Genomic DNA, 24,150 nt, shown 5'->3' on the forward strand with positions numbered 1-24,150 from the left:
GTAGAGACGAGTGCGATCTAAGTTACTTCTTTAATTTCAGCAGCAGGTCCTTCCGGATTTTTAGTGCGACTCCGGCATTGCGATCTGCTACTTCTGCGACGCGGTATTCTGCGGCTACGCCCAAGACCTGGCCGATTTCGGAGGCAGTCAAGTCGTAGTCCTTCGCAAGCCAGTCGGCCATGCTGTCTGTAGCGGCTTTCAAAGCGCCATCGACACTGCCGTCAAAGCCGATCGCCGCGATGTAATCCGGAGTTTCAACTCGCGGGGTCTTGATGTTCTTGTTAGGTATGAGATCGACCGAGAACTCCACATCCATGGAAGTCTCCAGCGCAGCGCCGTTAAGCTCACCATCACCTTGAAGAGCGTGCGCATCACCAAGATAAAGGAGCGCTCCCGGCACATTAACCGGCAGGTACACCGTCGCTCCAGCCCCCACTTCGTTGAAGTCCATATTTCCGCCAGAGTTTCCGGAATCGAACGTCGGCGGGGCAGGCGGGCCGGGGATCGTTGCCGTCCCGATCCCGCCGAGCATAGGGTGCAGCGGCACCTCAAACGCCGATAGGTGGCCACTACGGCCCTCCGGCCACGCAACCATGCGATTGCGGTCGAGGTGCCACGTTACGGCGCTCTTGTTGTCTTTTGTCATCACCGCCAGGTCACGGTTCATTGCAGTGTAAGAGATCACATCATCACTCTGGGCTGTATCCCGGTTAAGCGTGAGTCGGAGGATATGGACCGCAAGGACGTCTCCGGGCATTGCCGAATCAACGTAAAAGGGACCCGTCTGCGGATCTCCACCAGCCGTGCGACGAATGTTCTCGCCGTCAATACCTGCATTGTCTACGGTCTCGGTTCTCACGGTATCGCCCGGCGCGATATTAAGGGCCGGTGGATTCAAAGCTGAGAAACTGCGATAGAAAACGGAAGGCTTGAACGTATGTGTTAGCGGTGGGCGAGAGGGACGTGGTGGCACGCGCGTTGCGACGAACGTCAGCCTTAATGGATGTGGATCCTGCGGTCCGGAAGGAATGATCTCGCTTCCTCGGAAGCCATCCCGCGTAAGGGTCGCTTCACCCTCGGCACCGCCCGTCGTCCCTCGGAACAAAATCTTGGTTCCAGTCCGCGTTCCTACAAAGCGCTGTCCGAGCAACGTACCCGAAATACTGCCGTTCGTGTCCTGGATGAGGGTGCGGTCATACATCTTGCTCCCGAGATAGTCGAAATCGACGATCCAATCGCCCGCGATGGACTTCTCCTGCGCGGGCGCTATGCTGCACGCGAGAGTCACCACGCAAATCAGCTTAAGCATTCGTTCTCCATTCGAATCTCTAGCAGGCTACGCGTTTTCCTTAGTGCTGGAAAGTCGGCACAACGGAAGTGACCTGCGATTCAACGCTTCCCAATCCCAGCCGAATCCCGAACGGCCCCGCCGCTGAAGTGAGTGCAAAATACATAAGAAACGGACCGAAAATTATTTGGCATATATATACTTGACCAACCCGCCATGAGTCATGATTAGATGGATTCTCTTTATAGAGATGCAAAGCGTCCATCCCCAAATGGGAACATCTGTCTAGGTCTTTCTGCCATGCTCATACGACTTCTAAAATCCGGATGCTTTGCCGTCCTGACGGCGGGAGTCGCTGCTGTTTTGCTCCTGCTTATCTCTTTTGTTGCAATTCTGGCTGCAACAAAAAATAGCAACAGTAGTGGAATTGGTGCGATTGGGGTCGGAGGTACTTGGTTCACAATCCCCCTCGTACTGATATTTTTCTTGGCGTTCTGGTTTTTCTGGAAGCGGAGCTAAGAAGAATCGGACACTCCTCAATGATGGCGGTGGGTAAGCGAAGTATATTCATGCCAATTATTTCCCCGCAATTTCCCCAGCAAAATCCCATGTCAACCCCCAAAACCACCTAACCCATTGACCCCCAAAGAGATAAAAGTGGCACTCCAGTTTCGGTCAAACCCATATACTTAAAACAGAAGCAGAAAAAAGCCCCGGCCATAACCGGGGCTTTTCTCTCGTTCTTTACAAATTTGGAGACTAACTCGAAGCCTGTCACGTATTTGGACGTAACCCCTTTGCTTGGCCATACTTAGCGGCCATCGAAGCCACTATCCGCATGAATACAAACGGGTTACGCCCAGTCAAGGGGGGAGGGGGCCCCGGACTAATCGATAGAGATCTTACGCAGCAGCTTGAAGTCCGAGAGCATCTTGCCCGTGCCCAGAACCACCGAGGCCAGCGGATCGTCCGCAATGGAGACCGGAAGTCCCGTCTCCTCGCGAATCCGCTTATCGAGGTTCTTGATCAGCGCTCCGCCGCCCGTCAGCACGATGCCGCGGTCGGAGATATCCGCCGAAAGCTCCGGAGGAGTCCGCTCCAGCGCCACGCGAATCGCGTTGATGATGGTCGCAATGCACTCGCTCAAGGCCTCGCGGATCTCCGAGTCCTCAATCGTGATGGTCTTCGGAACGCCCTCGATCAGGTTGCGTCCCTTCACCTCCATCATGATCGGCTTGTCCAGCGGAAACGCCGAACCCAGCGTGATCTTGATCAGCTCCGCGGTGCGCTCGCCGATCAGCAGGTTGTACTTCCGCTTCAGGTAGGTCATCACGGCCTCGTCCATCTGGTTGCCCGCCATCCGGACCGACCGCGAATAGACGATGCCAGCCAGCGAGATCACGGCAATATCCGTGGTTCCGCCGCCGATGTCGACGACCATGTTTCCGCCCGGCTCGGTGATAGGCAAACCCGCGCCAATCGCGGCGACCATCGCCTGCTCCACCAGGTGAACCTCGCTCGCCTTGGCCCGGTACGCCGAGTCCATGACCGCGCGCTTCTCCACCTGCGTAATCTCGCTTGGCACGCCGATCACGATGCGCGGATGCACCATCATCTTCCGGTTGTGAGCCTTATGGATGAAGTAGTTCAGCATCTTCTCCGTATGCCGGAAGTCGGCGATTACGCCGTCCTTCATAGGCTTGATGGCAACGATATTGCCGGGTGTTCGTCCCAGCATCTCCTTGGCCTCTTTGCCTACCGCCTCTACCTCGTTGGTTAGTTTGTTGACTGCGATAATGGACGGTTCGTTGACGATGATTCCTTTGCCATGTGCGAATACCAGCGTATTCGCCGTGCCCAGGTCAATCGCGAGATCGCTCGAGAAAAGGCTGAAGAGGGACCGCATGTTGTGTATGCGGGAGTAACGCATCTGAAAGTTGTTCGAAGACATTCTGCGGGTTCATTCCTGGTAGCGGGTCTAGAAGGTGACAGTCTTAGTCGGTATTGTACGGCCTGTGGACGCTCGCCGTTTCTCAGGAGTCATATGCGAAGTAACACTTTCAGGGCATAAAGCCCTTCCGCGTCAATCTCGATACAATCTAAGAACATTGTCTCGGAGAAGAACATGATCGTTGGCGTACCCAGGGAAGTGAAAGACCACGAAAGCCGCGTCGGCGTAACCCCCGCAGGCGTAAAGGCTCTCGTCGAAGCTGGCCACACCGTACTCGTCGAGCACGATGCAGGCGCTCTCTCCGCCTTCCCCGACGACGAATACCAGTCCGCGGGCGCCGAGATCGTCGGCTCCGCCTACGACGTCTGGCGTCTCGCTGAGATGGTTGTCAAAGTAAAAGAGCCAGTCGAGAAGGAGTACAAGCACTTCCGCGAAGGCCTCGTTCTCTTCACCTACCTCCACCTCGCGCCGCTCACCGACCTCACCAACGCTCTGCTGGAGAAGAAGGTCACCGGAATCGCCTACGAGACCGTCCGCGACCGCGCCGGCGCTCTTCCGCTCCTCACCCCCATGAGCGAGGTCGCCGGCCGCATGAGCGTCCAGGTCGGAGCCGCCTACCTGGAGAAGGAGCACGGCGGACGCGGAGTCCTCCTCGGCGGCGTCCCCGGAGTCGCTCCTGGCAACGTCTGCATCATCGGCGGAGGCATCGTCGGCACCAACGCCGCGAAGATCGCCCTCGGAATGGGAGCCAAGGTCACCTTGATCGACCTCAACCTCAACCGCCTCCGCGAGCTCGACGACATCTTCGGAGGCCGTCTCTACACCGTAGCCTCCAACAGCTACAACATCGAGCGAGCCACCTCGGAGGCCGACCTGGTCATCGGTGGCGTCCTGATCCCCGGCGCAGCCGCCCCCAAGATCGTCACCAAGGCCATGGTCGCGAAGATGAAGAAAGGCGCGGTCATCGTCGACGTAGCCATCGACCAAGGCGGTTGCATCGAGACCGCCCGTCCGACGACGCACTCCAACCCCTCCTACGAGGTCAACGGAGTCGTCCACTACTGCGTCACCAACATGCCCGCAGCAGTCCCCAATACCTCGACCCTGGCCCTGACCAACGCCACCTTCCCCTACGTCCTTAAGCTCGCCCGCCTCGGAGCGAAAGCCGCCATCTCCGAGGACAAAGGCATCGCCGAGGGAGTCAACACCTTCGACGGAACCCTCACCTACGGCGCAGTGGCCGCGGCCCAGCAGCGCGAATGGAAGCCCATCGCCGAACTCGTCTAGCGGCTCGGCAGCCCGGCGCCCCAACCGCAACGCCGCGCCTATAATCGCTTCACGGAGGACGGCAAAAGCCATGCCCTTAAGCTCGAATCGGAGAAAAGGGTTCACGATCGCCCTCGGCACCTGCCTGCTGGTGCTCATCTCGGCCCTCGCCGCTCTCAACGCCTTCAACATCAAATTCCTCAATCCAGCGACAACGCAGCAGATCTTCGTCTTCACCGGTCTCTCGATCGTCGCCTTCATCCTCTTCGTTACCGTCCTCGTCCTGCTCGTCCGCAACGTCCTGAAGCTCTACGCAGACCAGCGCAGCCGCGTCATGGGAGCTCGTCTCCGCACTCGCATGCTCGTCGGAGCGGTCCTCGTCAGCCTCATTCCCATCGTCTTCATGTTCGCCTTCAGCTACGGTCTGATGAACCGAGCAGTCGAACGCTGGTTCTCCGGCCCTGTTACCTCCATGCGGGAAGACAGCAACAGCATGGCATTGGAGCTCGCGCGCTACACCACCTCCAACGCCCGCGCCGAAGCGGACTCAATCGCAACCACTCTCCCCGCTCTGGAGAACCCCAACCCGATCTCGACACCCTCGGTCCGAGCAGGCAAACACTCCGCACTCTCCGCAGCCCGCCGCAACCAGGAGGCGATCGACGCTGTCCTGCGCCAGCACGAGATCACCTTGCAGAACGGCTTCGCCATCGTCTACAGCGACGGTCGCGCCATCACGGCCCTCCAGATGCCGCAGCGCGACGGCACGATGGCGCAGCTCAAGCCCTGGCTGTCGGAACGCAACCCCGACGACGACGGATCGAATTCAGCGCCGACCAACAACCGCTTACAGGTCGATTCCACCGACGCAGCCATCCTCACCGCCGCCCGCCGCAGCGATCAGCCCGTCTTCTCCATCGGCCAGACCGACTACGCTCTCGGAGCCTCGACGCTCAAGCCTGGAACGACCGTAGTCGTCGGCCTTCCGATGCCGTACGGAATGGCCGCGACCATGACGCGTCTGCGCAACGCCGCGGAGGACTACTGGACCGTCTTCCGCAGCCGCAATCAGGTCCGCTACCTCTACACCATCCTGCTGCTCATGATGACCAGCCTCGCCCTCTTCGCCTCCAGTTGGCTCGCCCTGCACCTCTCCAAGCAGGTCACCAAGCCGGTCGAAGCGCTGGCAGACGCGATGGAGGCCATCGCCGCCGGCGACTACGCCCACCGCGTCAAGGAGAGCGCCACGCAGGAGCTCGGCGAGCTCGTCCGTAGCTTCAACCACATGGCCTCCGACCTCGAAGACAGCCGCCGCGCCGTCGAGAGCTCCACCATCCAGCTCTCCGCCGCCAATACCGCCCTCGAAGCCCGTCGCGGCGAGCTCGAAACGATGCTCGAGACCATTCCCAACGGAGTCGCGACCCTCGACCCAGGCCGCCGCATCATCCTCACCAACCGCGCCCTCTCCGAGATGATGGATCCTGGCGGACAACGCCCTTTCCTTGGCATGCCCATCGAAGCGGTCTTCCCGGCCGAGGTCTACGAGGTGCTGGACCGCCTCATCCTGCGCAGCCACCGTATGGGCTCCGCCTCCGGCGAGATCGAGCTCACCCATCCCACCGCCGATCTGAAGGCAAGCTTCAGCGGCACCACCAATCTCCTCGCGACCGTTGCTCTCCTCGAGGTCTCCGGCCCAGTCGCTCGCCGCGAGCACCAAGGCTACGTCCTCGTCCTCGAAAACGCGACGGAGCTCCTCCACGCGCAGAAGCAGTCTGCCTGGAAGGAGGTCGCCCGCCGCGTCGCCCACGAGATCAAGAACCCACTCACTCCTATCAGCCTCTCCGCGGAGCAGATCCGCCGCCACATCGATCGCCTCGCGAACACCCTCACCGAGCACGCCGTCGAATCGCCCTCCGTCGCGGTCATCCGCCGTTGTAGCGAGGTCATCACCTCTTCGGTCGAGAGCATGCGGTCGCTCGTCGACCAGTTCGGCGCGCTCGCGGAGTTTCCCACGGCTCGGCCTCGCCCAGCCGACCTCAATACCATCGTCGAGAACTCTCTCGCCCTCTTCGCAGGCCGTCTGCAGAGCATCCGCATCGTCCGCAAGCTCGCCCCCGATCTTCCCCTCGTCCTCGCCGACCCCGAAGCCCTCAAGCGCGCCCTCGGCAACCTCGTCGACAACGCTGCCGAAGCCATGCAACAGAGCCTCTTCCGTGAGCTTTGCCTCTCCACCGAACTGCTCGAAAACGGTATGGTCGAGCTTACGATAGCCGACTCCGGAACCGGGCTCACCGACGAGATGCGCGAGCGTCTCTTTCTGCCCTACTTCTCCACCAAGCAGCGCGGTACCGGCCTCGGGCTGGCGATCGCCGCCAAGATCATCCAGGAGCATCAGGGCACCATTCGTGCCGAGAAGAACGAGCCTGCGGGAGCAAAGTTTATCGTCGAGCTGAAACCTGCGGCCATCTCAGATGGTGATCCAGATCAGGTTCCTGCTACTACATCCCCACTGCTACGGCGACGCACCGTCGACTATGAGTCTCCCGACCTCGCGACCCTTACCACCGCCGATTCAAACACCAAGGTCCCGCAATGAATCATGTCCTCATCGTCGACGACGAAGCCGAGATACGCGAGTCGCTCGAGTCCATCCTCCGGGAGGAGGGCTACGTCGTTACCACCGCCGCCACCGCTGGCGAGGCGCTCACCCTGCTCCGCGATGCAGCCTACGACGTCGTCCTGCTCGATATCTGGCTTCCAGACCGCGACGGCCTCGATGCGCTCAGCGAGATCCGCACCTTCGACAGCGCCAACGTCCCGGAGGTTGTCATCATCAGCGGTCACGGCACCATCGAGGCCGCGGTGCGAGCTACCAAACTGGGCGCCTACGACTTCCTTGAAAAGCCGCTCTCGCTCGACCGCACCCTCATCGTACTCAAGAACGCGATGAACGCCCGCCGCATGCGCGAGGACAACCAGGAGTTCGCCCGCCAGCTCTCGGTGAAGGGAAAGGTTACCGGCCAGTCCGTGCCCATGAAGGCGCTGCGTCAGCAGATCAAGCTCATGGCTCCCACCAACGGTCGCGTCCTCATCTTCGGCGAGTCCGGGACCGGTAAAGAACTCATCGGCCGAGCCATGCACGCCGAATCCCTCCGCAAAGATCGTGTCTTCGTCGAGCTCAACTGCGCCGCCATCCCCGAGGACTACATCGAGTCCGAGCTCTTCGGCTACCGTCACGGAGCGGTTCCCGCCGGCGCTGGCTCCAGTGGTCCTATCGAAAAGAAGGGCACCTTCGAACGCGCTGACGGCGGAACCCTCTTCCTCGATGAGGTCGGCGACATGAGCCTCAAGACCCAGGCCAAGGTCCTGCGGGCCCTAGACGAACAGCGCTTCTATCCCGTCGGGGCCTCCCATCCCGTCCACGTCGACGTCCGCGTCATCGCCGCCACCAACAAGGACCTCGAAGAGGAGATAGCCCGCGGCAACTTCCGCGAAGACCTCTTCTACCGTCTCAACGTCATCCCCTTCTTCGTACCGCCGCTACGCGACCGCAAGGAGGACATCCCTCTCCTCGTCAAAGAATTCCTCCACGAGTTCGGCCAGCAGTACGGCCGTCCCCACGTCGAGATGACAGAAGACGCCCTCGCCGCTCTCCGCCAGTACCACTGGCCCGGCAACGTCCGCGAACTGCGCAACCTCGTCGAGCGCGTCCTCATCCTCAACCCCAAGACGCAACGCATCGAGCGCAAACACCTGCCAATGCTCGTCTTTCGCGAACCCGCCCGCGACGGCAACAACAAGCCCGCACGAGCCGAAGAGTTCACCAGCCTCCTCCAGGCCCGCGAAGCCTACGAACGCGACTACATCCTCAAAAAGTTGGACGAATGCCACGGCAACGTAAGCCGAGCCGCCGAGTCTCTCGGCCTAGAACGCAGTCACCTCTACCGCAAGATGAAGGCCCTCGGAGTCAGCGTCAAAGAGTAGTGGGCTAAGCCCTCAGGCCTGTTCCGCAGTCGTAGGATCGATCATTCTGCGAACCAGCAAAATAGAGTCGGCAGGGAAGCCGCCCAGCTTCGCATGCTGCCGAACCGCGGCTTCGTCCGGTGCAATGTAGATGCAATACATCTTGTCGTCGGTCACGAAGGATTCGACCCACTGGACCTGAGGGCCTACCTCGCGGATCGCAGCGCACGAGGTTTGGGAGGCCGCAAGAAACTGCTCTGGAGTGAGCTTGCCGAGACCGGGCATGTTCCGTTCAATCACAAACTTGGGCATAAAATGTCCCCTCCTTTTCGGCGAGGAGCATAGCATAAACCCTGATATGCAGGGGATTGCAGCCAACCAGGAAGCCCTACTTCTCCTCCGAAGCCTGCTTCTCCGCAATCAACTCCAACTGCCGCCGCCAGTCGAGTTCCTCGACAAACCCGCGGCTCGACCGCCACTCCTCCTGCACCTTCACAAACAGCTCCAGAAACACCCGCGTCCCCAGCAGGCTCTCGATATCCTTCCGCGCCGCGGTTCCGATCTTCTTCAGCATCTCGCCCTGCTTGCCGATCAGGATCGCCTTCTGCCCCGTCCGTTCGCAGAAGATCGCCGCGGCGATCTTCGTCACCGGCAGCTTGCCGTCCTTCATCTTCTTCATCGAAGCCGGCTCCTCGAACCGTTCGATCACCACCGCCGTCGCATAAGGAACCTCCTCGCCCGTCAGCATCAGGATCTTCTCTCGAATCAGCTCCGCCACCAGAAATCTCTCCGGCTGATCCGTCAACTGATGCTTCGGAAAGTACCGCTGCCCCTCCTTCAACTGCCCGACGACCTTATCCAGCAGCAGCTCCAGACCTTCCTTCTTCCGCGCCGAGATCGGAATCACATCCGCGAATGGATGCAGACTCCCCCAATGCGCCATCAGTGGCAAAAGCTCTTCCTTCCGCACCGCGTCCATCTTGTTTAATACCAGAATCACCGGACAATCCAGCTTCTGAATCAGCGCCAGTGCGAAGTCGTCCTCCGCCGCGCTCATCGCCATCCGCCCCGTGGCCTTCACGCCCTCGCCTTCAGCCGAAACCTTCGCCAGCCGATGCGTCACATCCACAATGAACAGCACCGCATCGCGGCTCTCCAGTGCATCGTGGACCTCCTGCATCATCCTGCGGTCGAGCTGCGTATCCGGCTTATGCACCCCCGGCGTATCCACCAGAATCACCTGCGCCGCCGGATGTCCCGGCTCTCCCTTGCCCTTCTTCTTCAGCGGCACCTCGAGCACCCCATGAATGCGCGTCCGCGTCGTCTGCGGCTTATGGGTGACGATGGCCAGCTTCTGCCCCAGCAGGGCATTCAGCAGCGTTGACTTGCCGGCGTTGGGCCGGCCAATGATAGAGACAAATCCAGAACGAAAGGCCATCCCCCATTATCTCCTGCCCACTCGTTTACACTGGTCGCCATGCGCCATTCCTTTGCGGTTTCTCTCATTACGGTCTTCCTTTGCCTGTCTCTCCAGGCCCAGACCTCGATTGACTCGCACCAGGTCAACCCCGACCACACCATCACCTTCCGCTACCAGGACCCCAACGCCAAGAAGGTAGTAGTCGCCTTCGACGGTCTCCCCAAGCCCCTTCCCATGGCTCAGGACGCCACCGGCCTCTGGACCGCCACCACGCCCCCGCTCGCCCCCCAGATCTACGCCTACCGCATCGACGTCGAGGACCGCCCCCACTTCGATCCCTGGAACTTCAACATCACCCCGAACCTCTTCTACCAGGGAGCCGAGGTCGAGGTCCCCGCCGACACCCCCATGCCCTGGGACATCGCCGCCGTCCCCCACGGCGCCGTCAACCACCACACCTACAACACCAGGGTCGTCGTCGGCCTTCCCGCCAACCAGGGCAGCTACTATGTCTACACTCCGCCGGGCTACAGCGCGAACGCCAAGAAGCCCTACCCCGTCCTCTACCTGCTCCACGGCTGGAGCCAGACCGCTGCCGCCTGGACCGCCATCAACCAGGCCGACATCATCTTCGACAACCTCATCGCCCAGGGCAAGATGAAGCCCATGATCGTCGTCATGCCCCTCGGCTACGGCGATATATCCTTCGCCAAATCCTTCAAGGTCTGGAACGACACTGCCATCATCGACCGCAACACCCAGCTCTTCTCCCAGACCCTCCTCACCGAAGTCCTGCCCCAGGTCGAGTCCACCTACAACGTCTCGCGCAAGCGGGAGGACCGCGCCATCGCCGGCCTCTCCATGGGCGGTCTCGAAAGCCTCACCATCGGCCTCGCCAACACCGACAAGTTCGCCTGGGTCCTCGGCCTCAGCTCCGCCATCCAGCGCCTCGACTTCGCAACGACGATGGCCACCCTCGACCCCAAAGCCGCCAACCTCCGCCTCCTCTGGGTCTCCTGCGGCACCGAGGACGACCTCATCACCCCCAACCGCAAGTTCGTAGCCTTTCTCAAGACCAAAAACATGCCGGTCACCCCTATCGAGACCCCCGGCCGCCACACCGCCCTCGTCTGGCGCGAAAACCTCACCCAGTTCGCGCCACTCCTCTTCCAACCAGCCACGCACTAAGTCGTGGGTCGTTCAGAAGTCGCGGCTGTTCAGAAAAAGAGACAAGTTGGGGAAAAATTTGTCATCCTGAGCGAAGTCTCTCGCAGTCTCATCGTGAGAGACGCAGTCGAAGGACCCGCGGTTTGTTCGAAGCGCCACTAACTTTCGTGAAGACATATAAGCCGCTACTTACCACCTTCAGCAGGCGCAGTCTTCGCCTCTATCTCCTTCAAGTACGCCGCACTCAAAACACCCTTCGCCTTAGCCACATCCATCAGCGTCGGATAGAACTGCACGAACGTAGTATCCACCGCCGCATGCTCTTCATGGCACGTATAACAGGCTGCCGGACGCTCGATCAGCTTCGCGCTCCCCGTGTCCTTGAAGTTATAAAAGGCCCATCCACCCTTCATATGCGCGGAGTCCTTGACGTGAATCTCCGTCCCCGTCACATCCTGCGCCTGCGTCAGCCCTCGCACGTTGATGGAGTGGTTCCCCTCCGCCCCGCGGTGCTCCAGCATGATCATCGTCCCCTCCGGCCACGTCCCCGTCTTCACGAACACACGGTACGCCGAAGGATTGACGAAGATATTGTTAAACACCGAGTGCGTCGCTGCTGTCGCCTTCGGGTTGTAGCTCATATCCAGTCCCGAGGTCAGAAACACCCACTCCCGGTAGTCCGCAGGAAACTTCATCTGCCCATCCGCCGTATAGCTCGGTGCATCCGCAGGCACAGCCGGAGCTGGGATAGCCTTCTTCACCGCCGGTTGCACGCCGGCCAGCACAAACGACATCAGCATCAGCCAACGAGTCAAGGCATCATCTCCACAGAAAAATTGAAAGTATCGGGATCTGCTGCCATTCTCTCCGAGAACTCTCCTCGCTCCCAACGAAATCTTCTTTTCTACGCAGAAATCCACTGTTTACGCGCCGGGGACGCAAGACCATCACCCCATCGGCTCCCCGCCAGGGCGTCATCTCGCCGATAATAGCTTCACGCAGCATGGATTCCTTCTTCGCACGTTTCAAAAATCCGCTGATCCTCGTCGCGGTCCTGCTCGCGCAGACCATCGGCCTCGCCGTCCAGGTCCGCCGCCCCGTCGTCTCCGGCTCCGAGACAGTCTCGTCCGCAGATCCACACAGCATCTCGCTCGTCCGCTACTGGGTCGTCTCCATCGTCACTCCGTTCGAGCGGTTCTTCCTCGGCATCGGCCACAACGTCCGCTTCGGCTGGTCCAACTACATCGATCTCCGCAACACCCGCCAGCAGAATGCAGCCCTCCAGCATCAACTCGCCGACATGCGTATCCAACAGGCTGCCATCGCCCAGGACGCCATCCAGGGCCATCGCCTCCAGGCCCTCCTCGCCTTCCAGCAGCACTACGTCGCCCGCACCGTCGCCGCGCAGGTCATCGGCACCAGCGGCACCGAGTTCTCCCGCGTCATCTACATCGACAAGGGCAGGGAAGACGGCCTCAAGCCCGACCAGGCCGTCATCACGCCCGATGGCATCGTCGGCAAACTCCGCGACGTCTTTCCCCACACCGCTCAGGTCCTCCTCATCGACGATCAGACCTCCGGCGCTGGCGTCATCCTCTCCAGCACCCACATCCGCGCCATCCTGCGCGGCACCTCCACCGGACGCATCGTCATCAACAACCTCACCGCCGACTCCCGCATCAAGCCCGGCGAGATCGTCCTCACCTCCGGTGGCGATCAGGTCTACCCCCGCGGCCTCGCCGTCGGCACCATCGAGTCCGTCGCGCCCGACCCCGACCACCAGCCCTACACCACCATCCGCGTCCATCCCGCCGCCAACCTCTCGCAGTTGGAAGAGGTGCTCATCATCACCGCCACCCAGACCGAGCTTCCACCCCAGGCGAAGCAGGATCTAGCCGTGGGCGCTGCCACCGCCGAGGCCCAGGCCCTCGCGGCCGCGGCCCATGCAGCCGAGTTGAAGGCCGCCGAAGAGGCTAAGTCCGCCACCCAGATCGTCGCTGACCGCCTGCCCAGCCTCCACGACGCCAACAACCCCGACGCCCCGACCGACCCCAAGGCAACGGTCGTTACGGCCGATCCAGTCGGCAAGGTTCCCCGTCCTCTCCCCACCCTCCACCCGGACCGCTACTCCCCGGGCTCCACGCCCTCCGCAGCCGATCTGACTCCCGGCTCAGCAAGCCCTGCCACAACGCCATCCTCTACCCCACCTCCGCCTGAGCAATCCGAGCCCGCCCCCTCGGCCAGGAAGCCTCGCACCACCACCCCGCCCCAGACCGATCAGAACCAATAACCTCCTATGGCCATCCGCAGCTACACCTCCCGCCGCGAACTCGAAGAGCACAGCTTCCACCCCGCCGTGTCTCTGCTGGTCCCGGTCGCCGCTATCATCCTGCAGGCTCTGGTCTCCAGGCCCTTTCCTCGCTTCGCCATCTTCGATCTCCCGCTCATCGTCACCATCTTCTTCGCCGTCTCCCGTCGCTCCCCCATCGCCGGAGCCCTCACCGGATCCATCATCGGTCTGCTCCAGGACGCCCTCACCAACCAGCCCATCGGCATCAACGGCATCGCCAAGACCGTCATCGGCTACGCGGCTGCCAGTATCGGCGTCCAGATCGACGTAGAGAACCTCTCCACCCGCGTCCTCATGAACTTCGGCTTCTCCATCCTCAACAGCATCCTGCTCTTCCTCATCAACCGCCGCCTCATCGGCCAACCAGACTTCCACCTCCTCTGGATCCACGAGCTCCTCCGCGCCGTAGCCAACACCCTCATCGCCATCCCCGTCTTCCTCCTCCTGGACAACGCCAAACGCACCGAATAGCCCTATGTCCCCCACCTAAAACTGCCCGGGTGCCCCATCCTTCGCGTAGTTTGCGAAGGGTGGGAAGTACGACTTTAAAACCAGCGAAGCAGCACAATGCGGGTGCCCCATCCTTTCCGGCAGTCTCATCGTCGGATAGGGTGGGGTATCGGGCAAAGCCCGACCGTTCTCCTCCCCCAGCCCAACCGCCCCGGTATAAACCGCAGCCACGAAGTAGGAAAAAACACTCGACAATAACAATAAAGCGATCACTCAAAGATCCAGCCAATACCAATGGCAAACAATATTCGTCCTACCCTATACATCGAAGAAACAACCGAACACGAATAGACTAGGCATCAGCATGGATCTCCCGCAGAACTCCGAAACCGGCAACCTCAATCGCGAAGAGAAGCTCTCCCCAGCCAAGCTTCACATCGCCCAGTACATCGTCGCGCTGATCCTCGCCGTGCTCCTCATCGGACTCTGGCGTCTCCAGATCGTCGGAGCCGACGGCTACCGCGTCCTCGCCGAAGCCAACCGCATCCGCAAGGTCCCCGTCCTTGCCCCCCGTGGACGCCTCTTCGACCGCGAAGGCCGCCTTCTGGTAGACAACTACCCCTCCGTCACCTGCTATCTCCTGCGCGAACAGGTCAAGGACCTCAGCGCCGACATCCCCATGATCTCCCGCGGCCTGCACATCCCCGTAGACCAGATCAACGCCACCCTCCATCGCTTTCAGGCCGCCCCCAAGTACCAGCCCATCCCCCTCAAGCAGGACATCACCCCCGACGAGCAGGCCTTCATCGAGGCCCACCGTAACGAGCTCCCTGAGCTCGAGACCCTCGACGAACAGCGCCGCCTCTACCCCCGCGACGGCTTCGCCGCCCACCTCATCGGCTACGTCGGTGAGGTCTCCGAGCAGATGCTCAACAACGACTCCCGCTACGCCTTCTACCAGCCCGGCGACGTCGTCGGACGCTCTGGCGTCGAGCAGACCTACGATGCTCTCCTTCGCGGCACCGACGGCTCCCGCGACGTCATCGTCAACTCCCACGGCAAGGAGGTCGGTCACCTCGGCCAGACTCTCGCCGTTCCCGGTCAGGACCTCAAGCTCACCATCGACCTCGACATCCAGATGGCCGCCGAAAAGGCCCTCGAAGGCAAGACCGGCGCCATCGTCGCCATGGACCCCCACACCGGCGAGATCCTCGCCCTCGCCTCCCGCCCCACCTTCGACCCCAACCAGTTCTCCGTCCGCCTCACCCGCAGCTATTGGAACGAGATCCTCTCCAACCCCGATCACCCGCTGCTCAACAAGGCCATCCAGGCCCAACTGGCCCCCGGCTCCACCTTCAAGATCATCATGTCCGTCGCCGGCCTTCAGGAAGGCGTCGCCCAGACCATGCATATCCCCTGCAATGGAGGCGCTACCTTCTACGGGCACCTCTACCACTGCGACAAGAATCACGGCATGGTCGACATCAACAACGCCATCCCATACTCCTGCGACACCTTCTACTACACCCTCGCCAACCGCCTGGGCATCGATACCATCGCCAAGTACGCCACCTCTCTCGGACTCTCGCAGAAGACCGGAATCGACCTCCCCGACGAGGTCTCCGGAACCATGCCCTCCACCGCCTGGAAGCTCAAGACCCAGCACGAAAAGTGGTACGCGGGTGAAGCCATCTCGGTTGGAATCGGCCAGGGGGCCGTCACCGCGACTCCCATCCAACTCGCCCGGGCGCTATCCGGAATAGCCTCCGGGGGAGTTCTCCGCCGCCCTCACGTCGTCTTCCCGGATGAGATCTCCGCCGAACAGTTGCGGTCGGTCCAGGAGACCTTCCCCGGCTCCGGCGAGAAGACCATTCCGCTGACGCCTGAAAACTGGCAGATCATCACCGACGCCATGTACGCCGTAACCTCCTCGCCCATCGGCACGGCCTACGCCGCCCACCTCGACGGCATCGACTTCGCTGGGAAGACCGGCACCGCCGACCTCGTCTCCGGTCGCGAAAAAAACAGCTCCAACAAGGCCACATTGCCCAACGCCTGGTTCGTGGGAATGACCCCCCGGCGTAATCCCGACATCGTCGTAGCCGTCCTCTGGGAGCACGGCTACTGGGGCAACAACTCTGCCCGGCTCGCCTCCACTATCATCAATACCTTCGTCGAGAAGCAACGCAAGCGCCAGAACAACCTCCACATCGCCGCGACGCCGCCCTCCGCGGTCACCACCGCTCTGATCGATCCAGTCGCTCCCACCACTCCCGCTGCCCAGCCCAAATCTCCACAGCCAAACTAGACTGGACAGAGACCCATGACCCGCCTCTCCTCCTATCGCGACTTCGACTGGATCCTGCTCGGCTTCGTCCTGGTGCTCTCCCTCATCTCCGTCTTTGAGATCAAGTCCGCCACCCTCCACACCAAGTTCCACGGCTTCGAGCAGAAGCAGATCCTCTTCCTGCTCACCGGCCTGGTCCTGATGTTCGTCATCTCCCTCATCGACTACCACCGCCTGGTCGACATCTCCCCCTACGCCTACGGCATCAGCATCGTCGCTCTGGTCGCCGTCAAGATCGTAGGCTCCAAAGTCCTCGGCGCCCGCCGTTGGATCAACCTAGGCGGCGGAGTCCACTTCCAGCCCTCCGAGTGGGTCAAGCTCGTCCTCATCATCGCCATCGCCCGCTACTTCTGGTCCCTCGCCGGACACGACCTCTCCTGGAAGGACATCGCCAAGGCCTGCCTCCTCGTAGGCATTCCCATGGCCCTCGTCCTCATCCAGCCGGACCTCGGCACCACCCTCACCTACCTCCCCATCCTCATCGCCGGACTCTTCCTCGGTGGCCTCAAAATCCGGCAGGCCGGAATCATCCTCCTCGTCCTGATCCTCGTCGGCGGCATCGCCTGGAAGAGCGGAAAGCGCCTCAAGCCCTACCAGCAGGCCCGCATCACCGCCTTCCTCGACCCCGACTCCGACCCCAAGGGCTCCGGCTACCAGATCCGCCAATCCCTCATCGCCGTCGGCTCCGGAGGAGTCTGGGGCAAGGGAACCAACCGCGGAACCCAGACCCAGGGTGACTTCCTCCCCATCCCCTACACCGACTTCATCTTCGCCGCCTTCTGCGAGGAGCACGGCTTCGTAGGGGCCGTCGGAGTCCTCCTGCTATACTTGTTAATATTGATGCGTTTGATTCAGAACGCTCAAACAGCCTCCGATCTACCCGGAGCCTTCATTATCATGGGCGTCGTGGCCGTCATCGTCTTTCAGATTGCGGTCAACGTGGGTATGGTCGTCGGGCTGATGCCGGTCACGGGAATCCCCCTTCCGCTCATGAGTTACGGCGGATCGTCGATTCTCTTCACCTTCCTCGCGCTCGGGATTGTTATGAACGTCCGTATGCGCCGGTTTGTGAACTGACATTTCTGCGACTCCGGCGGGCCTTGTCGTCCCTCCTGCAGCAGATTTGGTGCAATACTAGAATGAACCTGAGCGGCCAGATGCCGTCCAGCAGATTTACCCGCTCCCTTTGGCGCAAGGCGCCGGCAGCGGAACAAAAGACTTTTTAGAAGAAAAGGCCGGCCAGGCAGAGACATCGATCCGTTGGCCGGACAGGTTTCAGGGAAATATGATCGCAACCGGATGGCAAACGGCCCCGCCTCAAATGACTGAGGTTGTTCTGGCCACAAAGTCCGCTGCTCTGCGATCGCTCGAAGCACCCCCGCGTGTCCCCGATCTCCAAAGTTTCGTCCCGTCCCGTTCCTCTCGGAGCGTGTTCAGGGCACAGCTCGTCCAGCACCGCCTCGCGGCTGCCGGATTCGGAGTCCACGCAGCTTCCGCATCCCTCCTCCTGTCCGCACCCGCGGTGAGCAGCACAACCTATCAGTTATGCAGCAAGATTAATTAGCCGATAGGCGCAGCTTCCGATCCGTCTCTGTCTCGTCTGCCGTCCGGCAAACCCTCCAACCGGGGTCCGGGCAGAAAGAGCAGAGCAAATGTCGAAAGAAATTTATATCTCCAGCACGCCGCACGAGACCCGGCTCGCCATCGTCGAAAACGATGCCCTCACCGAGATCTACTACGAGCGCGAGAACGAATACACCCTCGCCGGATCCATCTACAACGGGAAAGTAACCCGCGTCCTTCCCGGTATGCAGTCCTCCTTCGTGGACATCGGCCTCGAGCGCGACGCCTTCCTCTACATCACCGACTTTATGGAAGAAGCCGGCGACTCCGCCGACTTCGACACCTCCGGCAGCGCCGAAGGCCGTGGCCGCCGCGACGGAGGCCGCGATCGCAATCAAGCCGCCCTCCCCACCCCCGAGGCTTCTACCCTCGAAGCCACCGACGAGCCTGCCGCCCGTACCGACCGCCCCGCCGGCGACCGCAACGGCCGTGACCGCGGAGGCCGTGGCCGCCGCGACCGGAACCGCAACGGAAACCGCGATCGCCAGCCCCGTCCCGACGGCCTTCCCGCTCCCGTTTCCACCGAGAGCACCTTCGAGACCGGCGAAGTCGACTTCAGCCGCCAGCCCAGCTTCACCTCCGACTCCGAGGCGCCTCTCCCCGATCGCCTCGACTCCGCCGACCTCGGCGAAGGCGCACCCGGTGCCGATGGCAGCCGCCGCTGGCGTGGTCGTCGTGGCCGCCGCCGCGGACGTGGCCCAGGCCAGCGCGACGAGTCGCCGCAGGTCCGAAGCGCCTCGCCGAATCAGGCTCCTGAAGCAGTCCTAAGCTCCGCCCCACCCGACTACGAAGTGGACTTCGACTCCGACGACGTCGATCTCGACGCCACAGCCGCGCCACCCGTAGCTGCAGCTCCACGCAACACCGCTCCCATCGACTCCGCCTACGGCCAGCCGTCTCAGCCCGGCTCCGACGTCCGCGCCGATCAGCCTCGCCGCGACCGCGACCGTGGTGGTCGTGGAGACCGTGGTGGCCGCAACCGCGGCGATCGCGGAGGCCGTGACCGTGGTGGCCGTCCCGACGAGCGCGCCCCGCGCACCGACGACCGTGCTCCCCGCGTCCCTCGCGGCTTCGCCCCCAAGGCCTCCCTCTACGGCGTCGAAAACGCCCCCGCCTATGGTCAGTCCTCCTACGGCGACGCTCCGGATGCACCCGCGGGCGAGCCCATCATCCTGCCGGGCGAGTCGCTCTCCAAGTACCGCAAGGGCGGCGAAGAGACCCCCGCAGCCAAGCCAGCCTTCACCCCGGACACCATCCTCCTCCCCACGGCCTCCGGCTTCACCGTCTCGGCCGACTGGGACGGTGGCTCGATCCTCCCCGGAGAGACCCTCTCCCGCCACCGCCGCTCGGAACCGAGCCGCCAAGATAGCCGTCACGAACCACGCGCCGAACACCGCACCGAGAGCCGCGCTGAGCTTCGCAACCCCGCTCCCGTCGCCCCGCCAGTTCCGGTAGCGCCCGTCGAGTACGAGCCCACCGAAGCCTCCGCCTCCTACCGTATCGACCCCATCGCCCAGAGCGAGTTTCGCCAAAGCGCGCCCGTCCTCGAGCCGGAGCCCGAGGCCGCCGTCGAGTCCGCTCCAGTCGAAGTAATCGCTGCCGAACCGGTCGTAGCCGAGCCCATCGAGACCGTGTCGTTCGACGCTCAGCCCATCGAGTCCAGCCCCGTCCACACCATCACGCCCGCTCCCGACCAGCCCGTAGCTTCGCTCCAGGCCGCAGCGGACGTCTGGGACTGGCAGCAGCCCGCTTCGCAGGAGACCGTCCCAGCGCACGACGTAACCAACCTCCAGTCCACCGGCGAGATGATCTCCGCTCCTCCCGCCATCGAGCCGCCAGTCGCCGCGGCTCAGGACCTTCACCAGCCAGCCGACCCCATCCTCCACGAGACCGCTATCCTCACTCCCGCCACGCAGGAGTACGAGGCCCCGGCCTCCGTCTATGAGATCGGCGAGGGCGTCGTCGAAGAGGAAGAGTTCGTCGAAGACGAGAACATCGAAGCCCTCCATGCCAGCTCCATCGAAGAGCTGGACGACCTCGACGAAGAGGAGACCCTTGAAGGCGCAGCCGATCTCGGCACCATGATCCGCGAGATGTCCATCGACCAGATCACCCGTCCCGCCGACGTAGAAGCGGAGTCCGATCTCGACGAGGAAGACGACTACGAAGACTTCGAAGAAGAGGACTCCGTAGACGATCATCTCGAGTCCGACTCCGAAGAGGTCGAAGCTGAGTCCTCTCGCGACTCCGAGTCTTACGAAGAAGAAGAGTCCGACTCCGAGCCAGCCTTCCGCTCCGACGCAGGCGGCTTCACCGAAGAGATGTTCGCTCCCTCCGAGAGCCGCGCCGAAGGCGTCGACTCCGTGGCATCTCCCGCCTCGCCCGCCCGCGACGGAGACCGCAGCCGCCGCCGTGAAGGTGGTCGTCGCGACGGTCGTAGAGACGGACGCCGCGATGGCCGCGACCGAGACCGCAGCCGCAATACCGGCGGCGCAGGCGACCGCGAGCGCAGCGGAGGCCGTGGACGTCAGTCCATGCAGTCCACCAACCTGCCCGCCATCAGCGATCTGCTGAAGCCCGGCCAGGAGGTCCTCGTCCAGATCGCCAAGGAGCCCATCGCCAAGAAGGGTGCGCGCATCACCTCGCACATCGCCCTTCCCGGCCGCTTCCTGGTCTTCATGCCCACCGTCAACCACACCGGCGTCTCCCGCAAGATCGAGTCCGACGCCGAGCGCCGCCGCCTCAAGGAGATTCTCCTCTCCGAGAAGGGCGAAGCCTCCGGCGGCTTCATCGTTCGCACCGCCGCCTCCGGGGCCAGCGAAGAGGAGCTCCGCTCCGACCTCCGCTTCCTCCTCAACCTGTGGGCCGACATCAAGACCCGCTCCGAGTCCTCCAAGTCGCCCGCGCTCATCTACCACGACCTCAACCTCGTCGAGCGCATCCTGCGCGATCAGGTCACGGACAACTTCTCCGCCATTTGGGTCGACACCGAGACCGACTACGAGCGCATCCTGCGCTTCCTGCAGCGCTTCCAGCCCTCGCTCATCCGCCGCGTCAAGCTCTACACCAAGGAGACCCCACTCTTCGAGCAGTTCGGCATCACCGAGGAGATCAACAAGGCCCTACGCAGCAAGGTATGGCTCAAGTCCGGCGGCTCCATTGTCATTAACCAGACAGAGGCCCTCGTCGCGATCGACATCAATACCGGCAAGTTCGTCGGCAAGACCGCTCGCCTCGAAGACACCATCGTCAAGACCAACCTCGATGCCATCCCTGAGATCGTTCGCCAGATCCGTCTGCGCGACCTCGGCGGAATCATCATCATCGACTTCATCGACATGGACGAGCGCAAGAACCGCAACCGCGTCATGGCCGCGCTCGAAGAAGAGTTAAAGTCCGACCGTGCCCCATCCAAGGTTCTGCAGTTCAATGACTTTGGTCTGGTCGCCATCACCCGCAAGCGCGTCAAGCAGTCGTTGGAGCGTACCCTCTCCACCACCTGCAACGTCTGCGTCGGCACCGGCATGGTCAAATCGCCCATCACCGTCTGTAACGACATCTACATCGAGATGCGCAAGATGAACAAGCATCTCGACCGTGGCGACGTCATGCTGCGCGTCCACCCCGAGGTCGTCAAGGCTCTCAAATCCACCAGCTCCCGTTGGCTTCAGGAGATGGAGGAGATGGTGGGCAAGACCATCCTGGTCAAGTCCGATCCCGCCCTTCATCCGGAACAGTTCGACATTCACTAAATCGTCCCTGTTCGGCGGCGAGGCCGAATCCCATTTCGGGCATCCTGTTTCCACAGGGTGCCCGTTCTATTTGTGCCACTCCATCCACCGGAAACTCTGGCGATCCAAACCTCCGCTTCCTGCGTCTTACCTTTGGACCGGGCGTGTCAAAGAGCATCAGATCCAGCAAACATGACATTCCGCTTCTGCCACAACAAGAGTGCGATAGCCGGGTTCAGACGAATGAGAACGGATTGTTTCTGTAACAATAAGTCTCAGTAATAAGGGAGCTATACACGATGCAAATGATGATCTCTACGATCCATACTGGTGCCAGTGCGAAGACGCGCGCCACCTCCTGGATGGTCCGTACTGCGGCCTTGGCCTTCGTCGCAGCCATCGGTGCCGTCACGCTGTCCGCGCAGTCCACCACGCCGGCGGCCTCTCAGCCCTCCCTCGACCTGCGAGCCTCGCTGGCTGCCCCGCTGGATCTCAGCGCGCCGGAACCCAGCACCTATAGCAGCTCCGCAGTATCCTCGGATCTGGGTACCCCTGCTGCGGACGCTCCCGTCGACGCCTCTGCGAGCCTTAACTTCGCCGATCCCGGCCAGCCACCTCCGCGCCGCCGCTACGGCAGCCCCCGCTACGCCGACCGCACCCACAACGCCGATGGGTCCAACAAGCTCGCCTTCATGGCCGGTGCAGGCTTTACCGTTCCGGTAGGGAACACCTCCAAGTACCTCGCCACCAGCTACGCGTTTCAGGTGGGCGCAGGCTACAACCTCAACAAGAAGTTCGGCGTCATGGCCCAGTTCGATTGGGATAACTTCGGCTTCCAGAGCAGCACCTTGAACAACCAGCTCGCGCTGTACAACTCTCTCGACGCCGGACTCAGCTCACTCGGCGGTCACAGCCACGTCTGGTCGTTCTCTCTCAATCCGACCTACACCTTCGCCCAGCGCGAAAAAATAGGCGGTTATGTCGTGGCCGGCGTCGGTTTCTACCACAAGACTGCTGACTTCACCGTTCCCACCATCGCCCTTAGCTGTAACTTCTTCGGTCAATGCTTCCAGGTGCAGGCTGACCAGAGCATCGACAGATACACCAGCAACGCTCCCGGCTTCAGCGGCGGCTTTGGTCTCACCTACAAGCTCTCCCGCTTCGCCAACGAGAAGCTCTACATGGAAGCTCGCTACGTCTTCGTGGATAACGATCAGCGCTTTCTCACCGGCACCAACGCCAACAACACCCCGCCGAACAGTACCGCCTTCAACGCCTTTCCTGCCAACAGCAACCGCACCGGATACGTTCCGATCACCTTCGGAATCCGCTGGTAGCCAACGTAAGAGGGCAGTGTAGAAACCACTGAAAACGAAGGGTTTGGCCGCATGAGATTTATGTTTTGCGCTTTTACCGGCAAAAAACGCGTGTCAAGCCCTCGTTTGACCTAAGCAACACAAAACAAAAGCAATAAAAGTGGCACTCTAGTTTCGGTCCATCTCGTAAAATAGAAGTAGAGATCAAAAGAAGAGGTCCGGCTGTCGAGCCGGACCTCTTCTTTTTGTATGCGACAGCTTGGAAAGGAACCGAAACCCCTAACCCCAACTCCCGCACATATTTGGCCGTAAGCCATTTGTTTGCAGGATTTTAGTAGGGGTCTAGCCACGTAAGCCGCAGAATCGAAACGGCTTACGCCCAGGCAAGGGGGGTGGGGTTACCCCATGTGCATCCCGCCATTGACGTCCAGCGTCTGGCCGGTGATGTACCCGGCCTCCTCCGAGGCGAGGAACGCCACGGCATAGGCGACCTCGGTATCCTGGCCGATACGTCCCATAGGGATGTGCGCCGCATTGGCCGCCTTCTGCTCGTCGGTGAGAACGGTCGTCATCGCGGTCTCGATATATCCCGGGGATACGGCGTTCACCGTGATCGAACGGCTCGCCAGCTCCCGCGCCAGCGACTTGGTCATTCCGATCAGCCCGGCCTTGGAGGCGGCATAGTTGGACTGACCGCCCTGGCCCACCTGGCCGACGATGGAAGTCATATTGATGATCCGCCCCCAGCGCTGCTTCACCATCGAAGACATCACCGCCTGGGTCATCAAAAATGCTCCAGTCAGATTGGTCGTCAGCACATCGTCCCAATCCTTCCGCTTCATGCGCAGCGCCAGCATGTCCCGCGTGATTCCGGCGTTGTTCACCAGGATCTCGACCTTGCCGAAGTGCGCGATCACCGCCTTCGCTCCGGCCTTGATCGACTCCTCGCTCGACACATCCAGCTCGAACGGATGCGCCGAACCGCCTGCGGCCGCGATCTCCGCCGCGACCTCGTTCAGCTTCTCCATGCTCCGCGCAGCCAGCGCGACCGTCGCGCCCTGCCGAGCCAACTCCAGAGCGCAAGCCCGTCCAATACCTTGCGACGCACCGGTAACCAATGCAATACGACCACTAAGAATGCTCATGAACCTCCGAAATGTCCTGCAACCGAATTATACGAACCGAAACCCTGAAAACCCCGCCCACCCACCGCGCGGCAAACTCCATCGTCCTTCACCGGATGCCAATAAATCCTTCAATATAAACAACATGGTAGCA

General features: G+C 61.7%; 16 protein-coding genes. 10 read left to right on the plus strand and 6 right to left on the minus strand.

Translation table 11 applies throughout. The features are described from left to right. Positions 1-22: 22 nt before the first annotated feature. Together HB393_RS24015 and HB393_RS24020 are read right to left on the minus strand one after the other, a co-directional pair. Positions 23-1,309, minus strand: a complete 1,287-nt coding sequence (locus tag HB393_RS24015) for an acetamidase/formamidase family protein (protein WP_213807762.1) — start codon at positions 1,307-1,309, stop codon at positions 23-25. A gap of 865 nt (positions 1,310-2,174) precedes the next feature. After that, positions 2,175-3,194 carry a rod shape-determining protein gene (locus HB393_RS24020; protein WP_213807784.1) on the minus strand — a complete coding sequence of 340 codons (1,020 nt, stop codon included), beginning with the start codon at positions 3,192-3,194 and terminating at the stop codon, positions 2,175-2,177. Positions 3,195-3,413: 219 nt separating this feature from the next. Between HB393_RS24020 and ald the strand changes: the two genes are divergently transcribed. The 3 genes from ald to HB393_RS24035 all read left to right on the plus strand — a co-directional run bounded on the left by ald (position 3,414) and on the right by HB393_RS24035 (position 8,489). Then, the gene (ald, locus tag HB393_RS24025; RefSeq protein WP_213807763.1) at positions 3,414-4,526 is read left to right on the plus strand and encodes an alanine dehydrogenase; all 1,113 of its coding nucleotides are present in this window, start codon (positions 3,414-3,416) and stop codon (positions 4,524-4,526) included. Positions 4,527-4,596: 70 nt separating this feature from the next. Continuing rightward, positions 4,597-7,101 (plus strand): ATP-binding protein, encoded by a 2,505-nt coding sequence (locus HB393_RS24030; RefSeq protein ID WP_213807764.1) that lies wholly within the window; start codon positions 4,597-4,599, stop codon positions 7,099-7,101. Further along, the gene (locus HB393_RS24035) at positions 7,098-8,489 is read left to right on the plus strand and encodes a sigma-54 dependent transcriptional regulator (RefSeq protein ID WP_213807765.1); all 1,392 of its coding nucleotides are present in this window, start codon (positions 7,098-7,100) and stop codon (positions 8,487-8,489) included. Before HB393_RS24030 ends, HB393_RS24035 begins: the two co-directional genes overlap by 4 nt. Before the next feature lie 12 nt (positions 8,490-8,501). Here the strand turns inward: HB393_RS24035 and HB393_RS24040 are convergent, their stop codons facing one another. Together HB393_RS24040 and era are read right to left on the minus strand one after the other, a co-directional pair. Then, positions 8,502-8,780: a DUF4242 domain-containing protein gene (locus tag HB393_RS24040; protein ID WP_213807766.1), complete on the minus strand. Its 279-nt coding sequence runs from the start codon at positions 8,778-8,780 to the stop codon at positions 8,502-8,504. A 76-nt stretch (positions 8,781-8,856) separates the two neighbouring features. Beyond that, positions 8,857-9,906: a GTPase Era gene (gene era / locus HB393_RS24045; RefSeq protein WP_213807767.1), complete on the minus strand. Its 1,050-nt coding sequence runs from the start codon at positions 9,904-9,906 to the stop codon at positions 8,857-8,859. 39 nt (positions 9,907-9,945) lie between these two features. Here era and HB393_RS24050 point away from each other — a divergent pair, with 39 nt between their 5' ends. Next, positions 9,946-11,076 carry an esterase gene (locus HB393_RS24050; RefSeq protein ID WP_213807768.1) on the plus strand — a complete coding sequence of 377 codons (1,131 nt, stop codon included), beginning with the start codon at positions 9,946-9,948 and terminating at the stop codon, positions 11,074-11,076. Positions 11,077-11,240: 164 nt separating this feature from the next. Here HB393_RS24050 and HB393_RS24055 read toward each other — a convergent pair whose 3' ends face one another. After that, positions 11,241-11,870, minus strand: coding sequence for a cytochrome P460 family protein (locus tag HB393_RS24055; RefSeq protein ID WP_255551568.1), 630 nt, complete (start codon positions 11,868-11,870; stop codon positions 11,241-11,243). Between the two features lie 188 nt (positions 11,871-12,058). Here HB393_RS24055 and mreC point away from each other — a divergent pair, with 188 nt between their 5' ends. The 6 genes from mreC to HB393_RS24085 all read left to right on the plus strand — a co-directional run bounded on the left by mreC (position 12,059) and on the right by HB393_RS24085 (position 22,893). Further along, positions 12,059-13,345, plus strand: coding sequence for a rod shape-determining protein MreC (mreC, locus tag HB393_RS24060; protein WP_213807769.1), 1,287 nt, complete (start codon positions 12,059-12,061; stop codon positions 13,343-13,345). 6 nt (positions 13,346-13,351) lie between these two features. After that, positions 13,352-13,876, plus strand: a complete 525-nt coding sequence (mreD, locus tag HB393_RS24065) for a rod shape-determining protein MreD (protein WP_213807770.1) — start codon at positions 13,352-13,354, stop codon at positions 13,874-13,876. A gap of 343 nt (positions 13,877-14,219) precedes the next feature. Next, a complete protein-coding gene (gene mrdA / locus HB393_RS24070) occupies positions 14,220-16,163 on the plus strand; it encodes a penicillin-binding protein 2 (RefSeq protein WP_213807771.1) in 1,944 nt (647 codons plus the stop codon). A 15-nt stretch (positions 16,164-16,178) separates the two neighbouring features. Further along, positions 16,179-17,279, plus strand: a complete 1,101-nt coding sequence (gene rodA / locus HB393_RS24075) for a rod shape-determining protein RodA (protein ID WP_213807772.1) — start codon at positions 16,179-16,181, stop codon at positions 17,277-17,279. 575 nt (positions 17,280-17,854) lie between these two features. Further along, positions 17,855-21,577, plus strand: coding sequence for an Rne/Rng family ribonuclease (locus HB393_RS24080; protein WP_213807773.1), 3,723 nt, complete (start codon positions 17,855-17,857; stop codon positions 21,575-21,577). Between the two features lie 278 nt (positions 21,578-21,855). Beyond that, positions 21,856-22,893: an outer membrane beta-barrel protein gene (locus HB393_RS24085; RefSeq protein ID WP_213807774.1), complete on the plus strand. Its 1,038-nt coding sequence runs from the start codon at positions 21,856-21,858 to the stop codon at positions 22,891-22,893. A gap of 377 nt (positions 22,894-23,270) precedes the next feature. Here HB393_RS24085 and fabG read toward each other — a convergent pair whose 3' ends face one another. Then, entirely contained in the window at positions 23,271-24,017 is a 747-nt protein-coding gene (gene fabG, locus HB393_RS24090) for a 3-oxoacyl-[acyl-carrier-protein] reductase (RefSeq protein WP_213807775.1), read from the minus strand. Between the last annotated feature and the right edge of the window lie 133 nt (positions 24,018-24,150).

Origin of the sequence: Granulicella sp. dw_53, assembly GCF_018449545.1 — a bacterium.
GTDB lineage: Bacteria > Acidobacteriota > Terriglobia > Terriglobales > Acidobacteriaceae > Edaphobacter.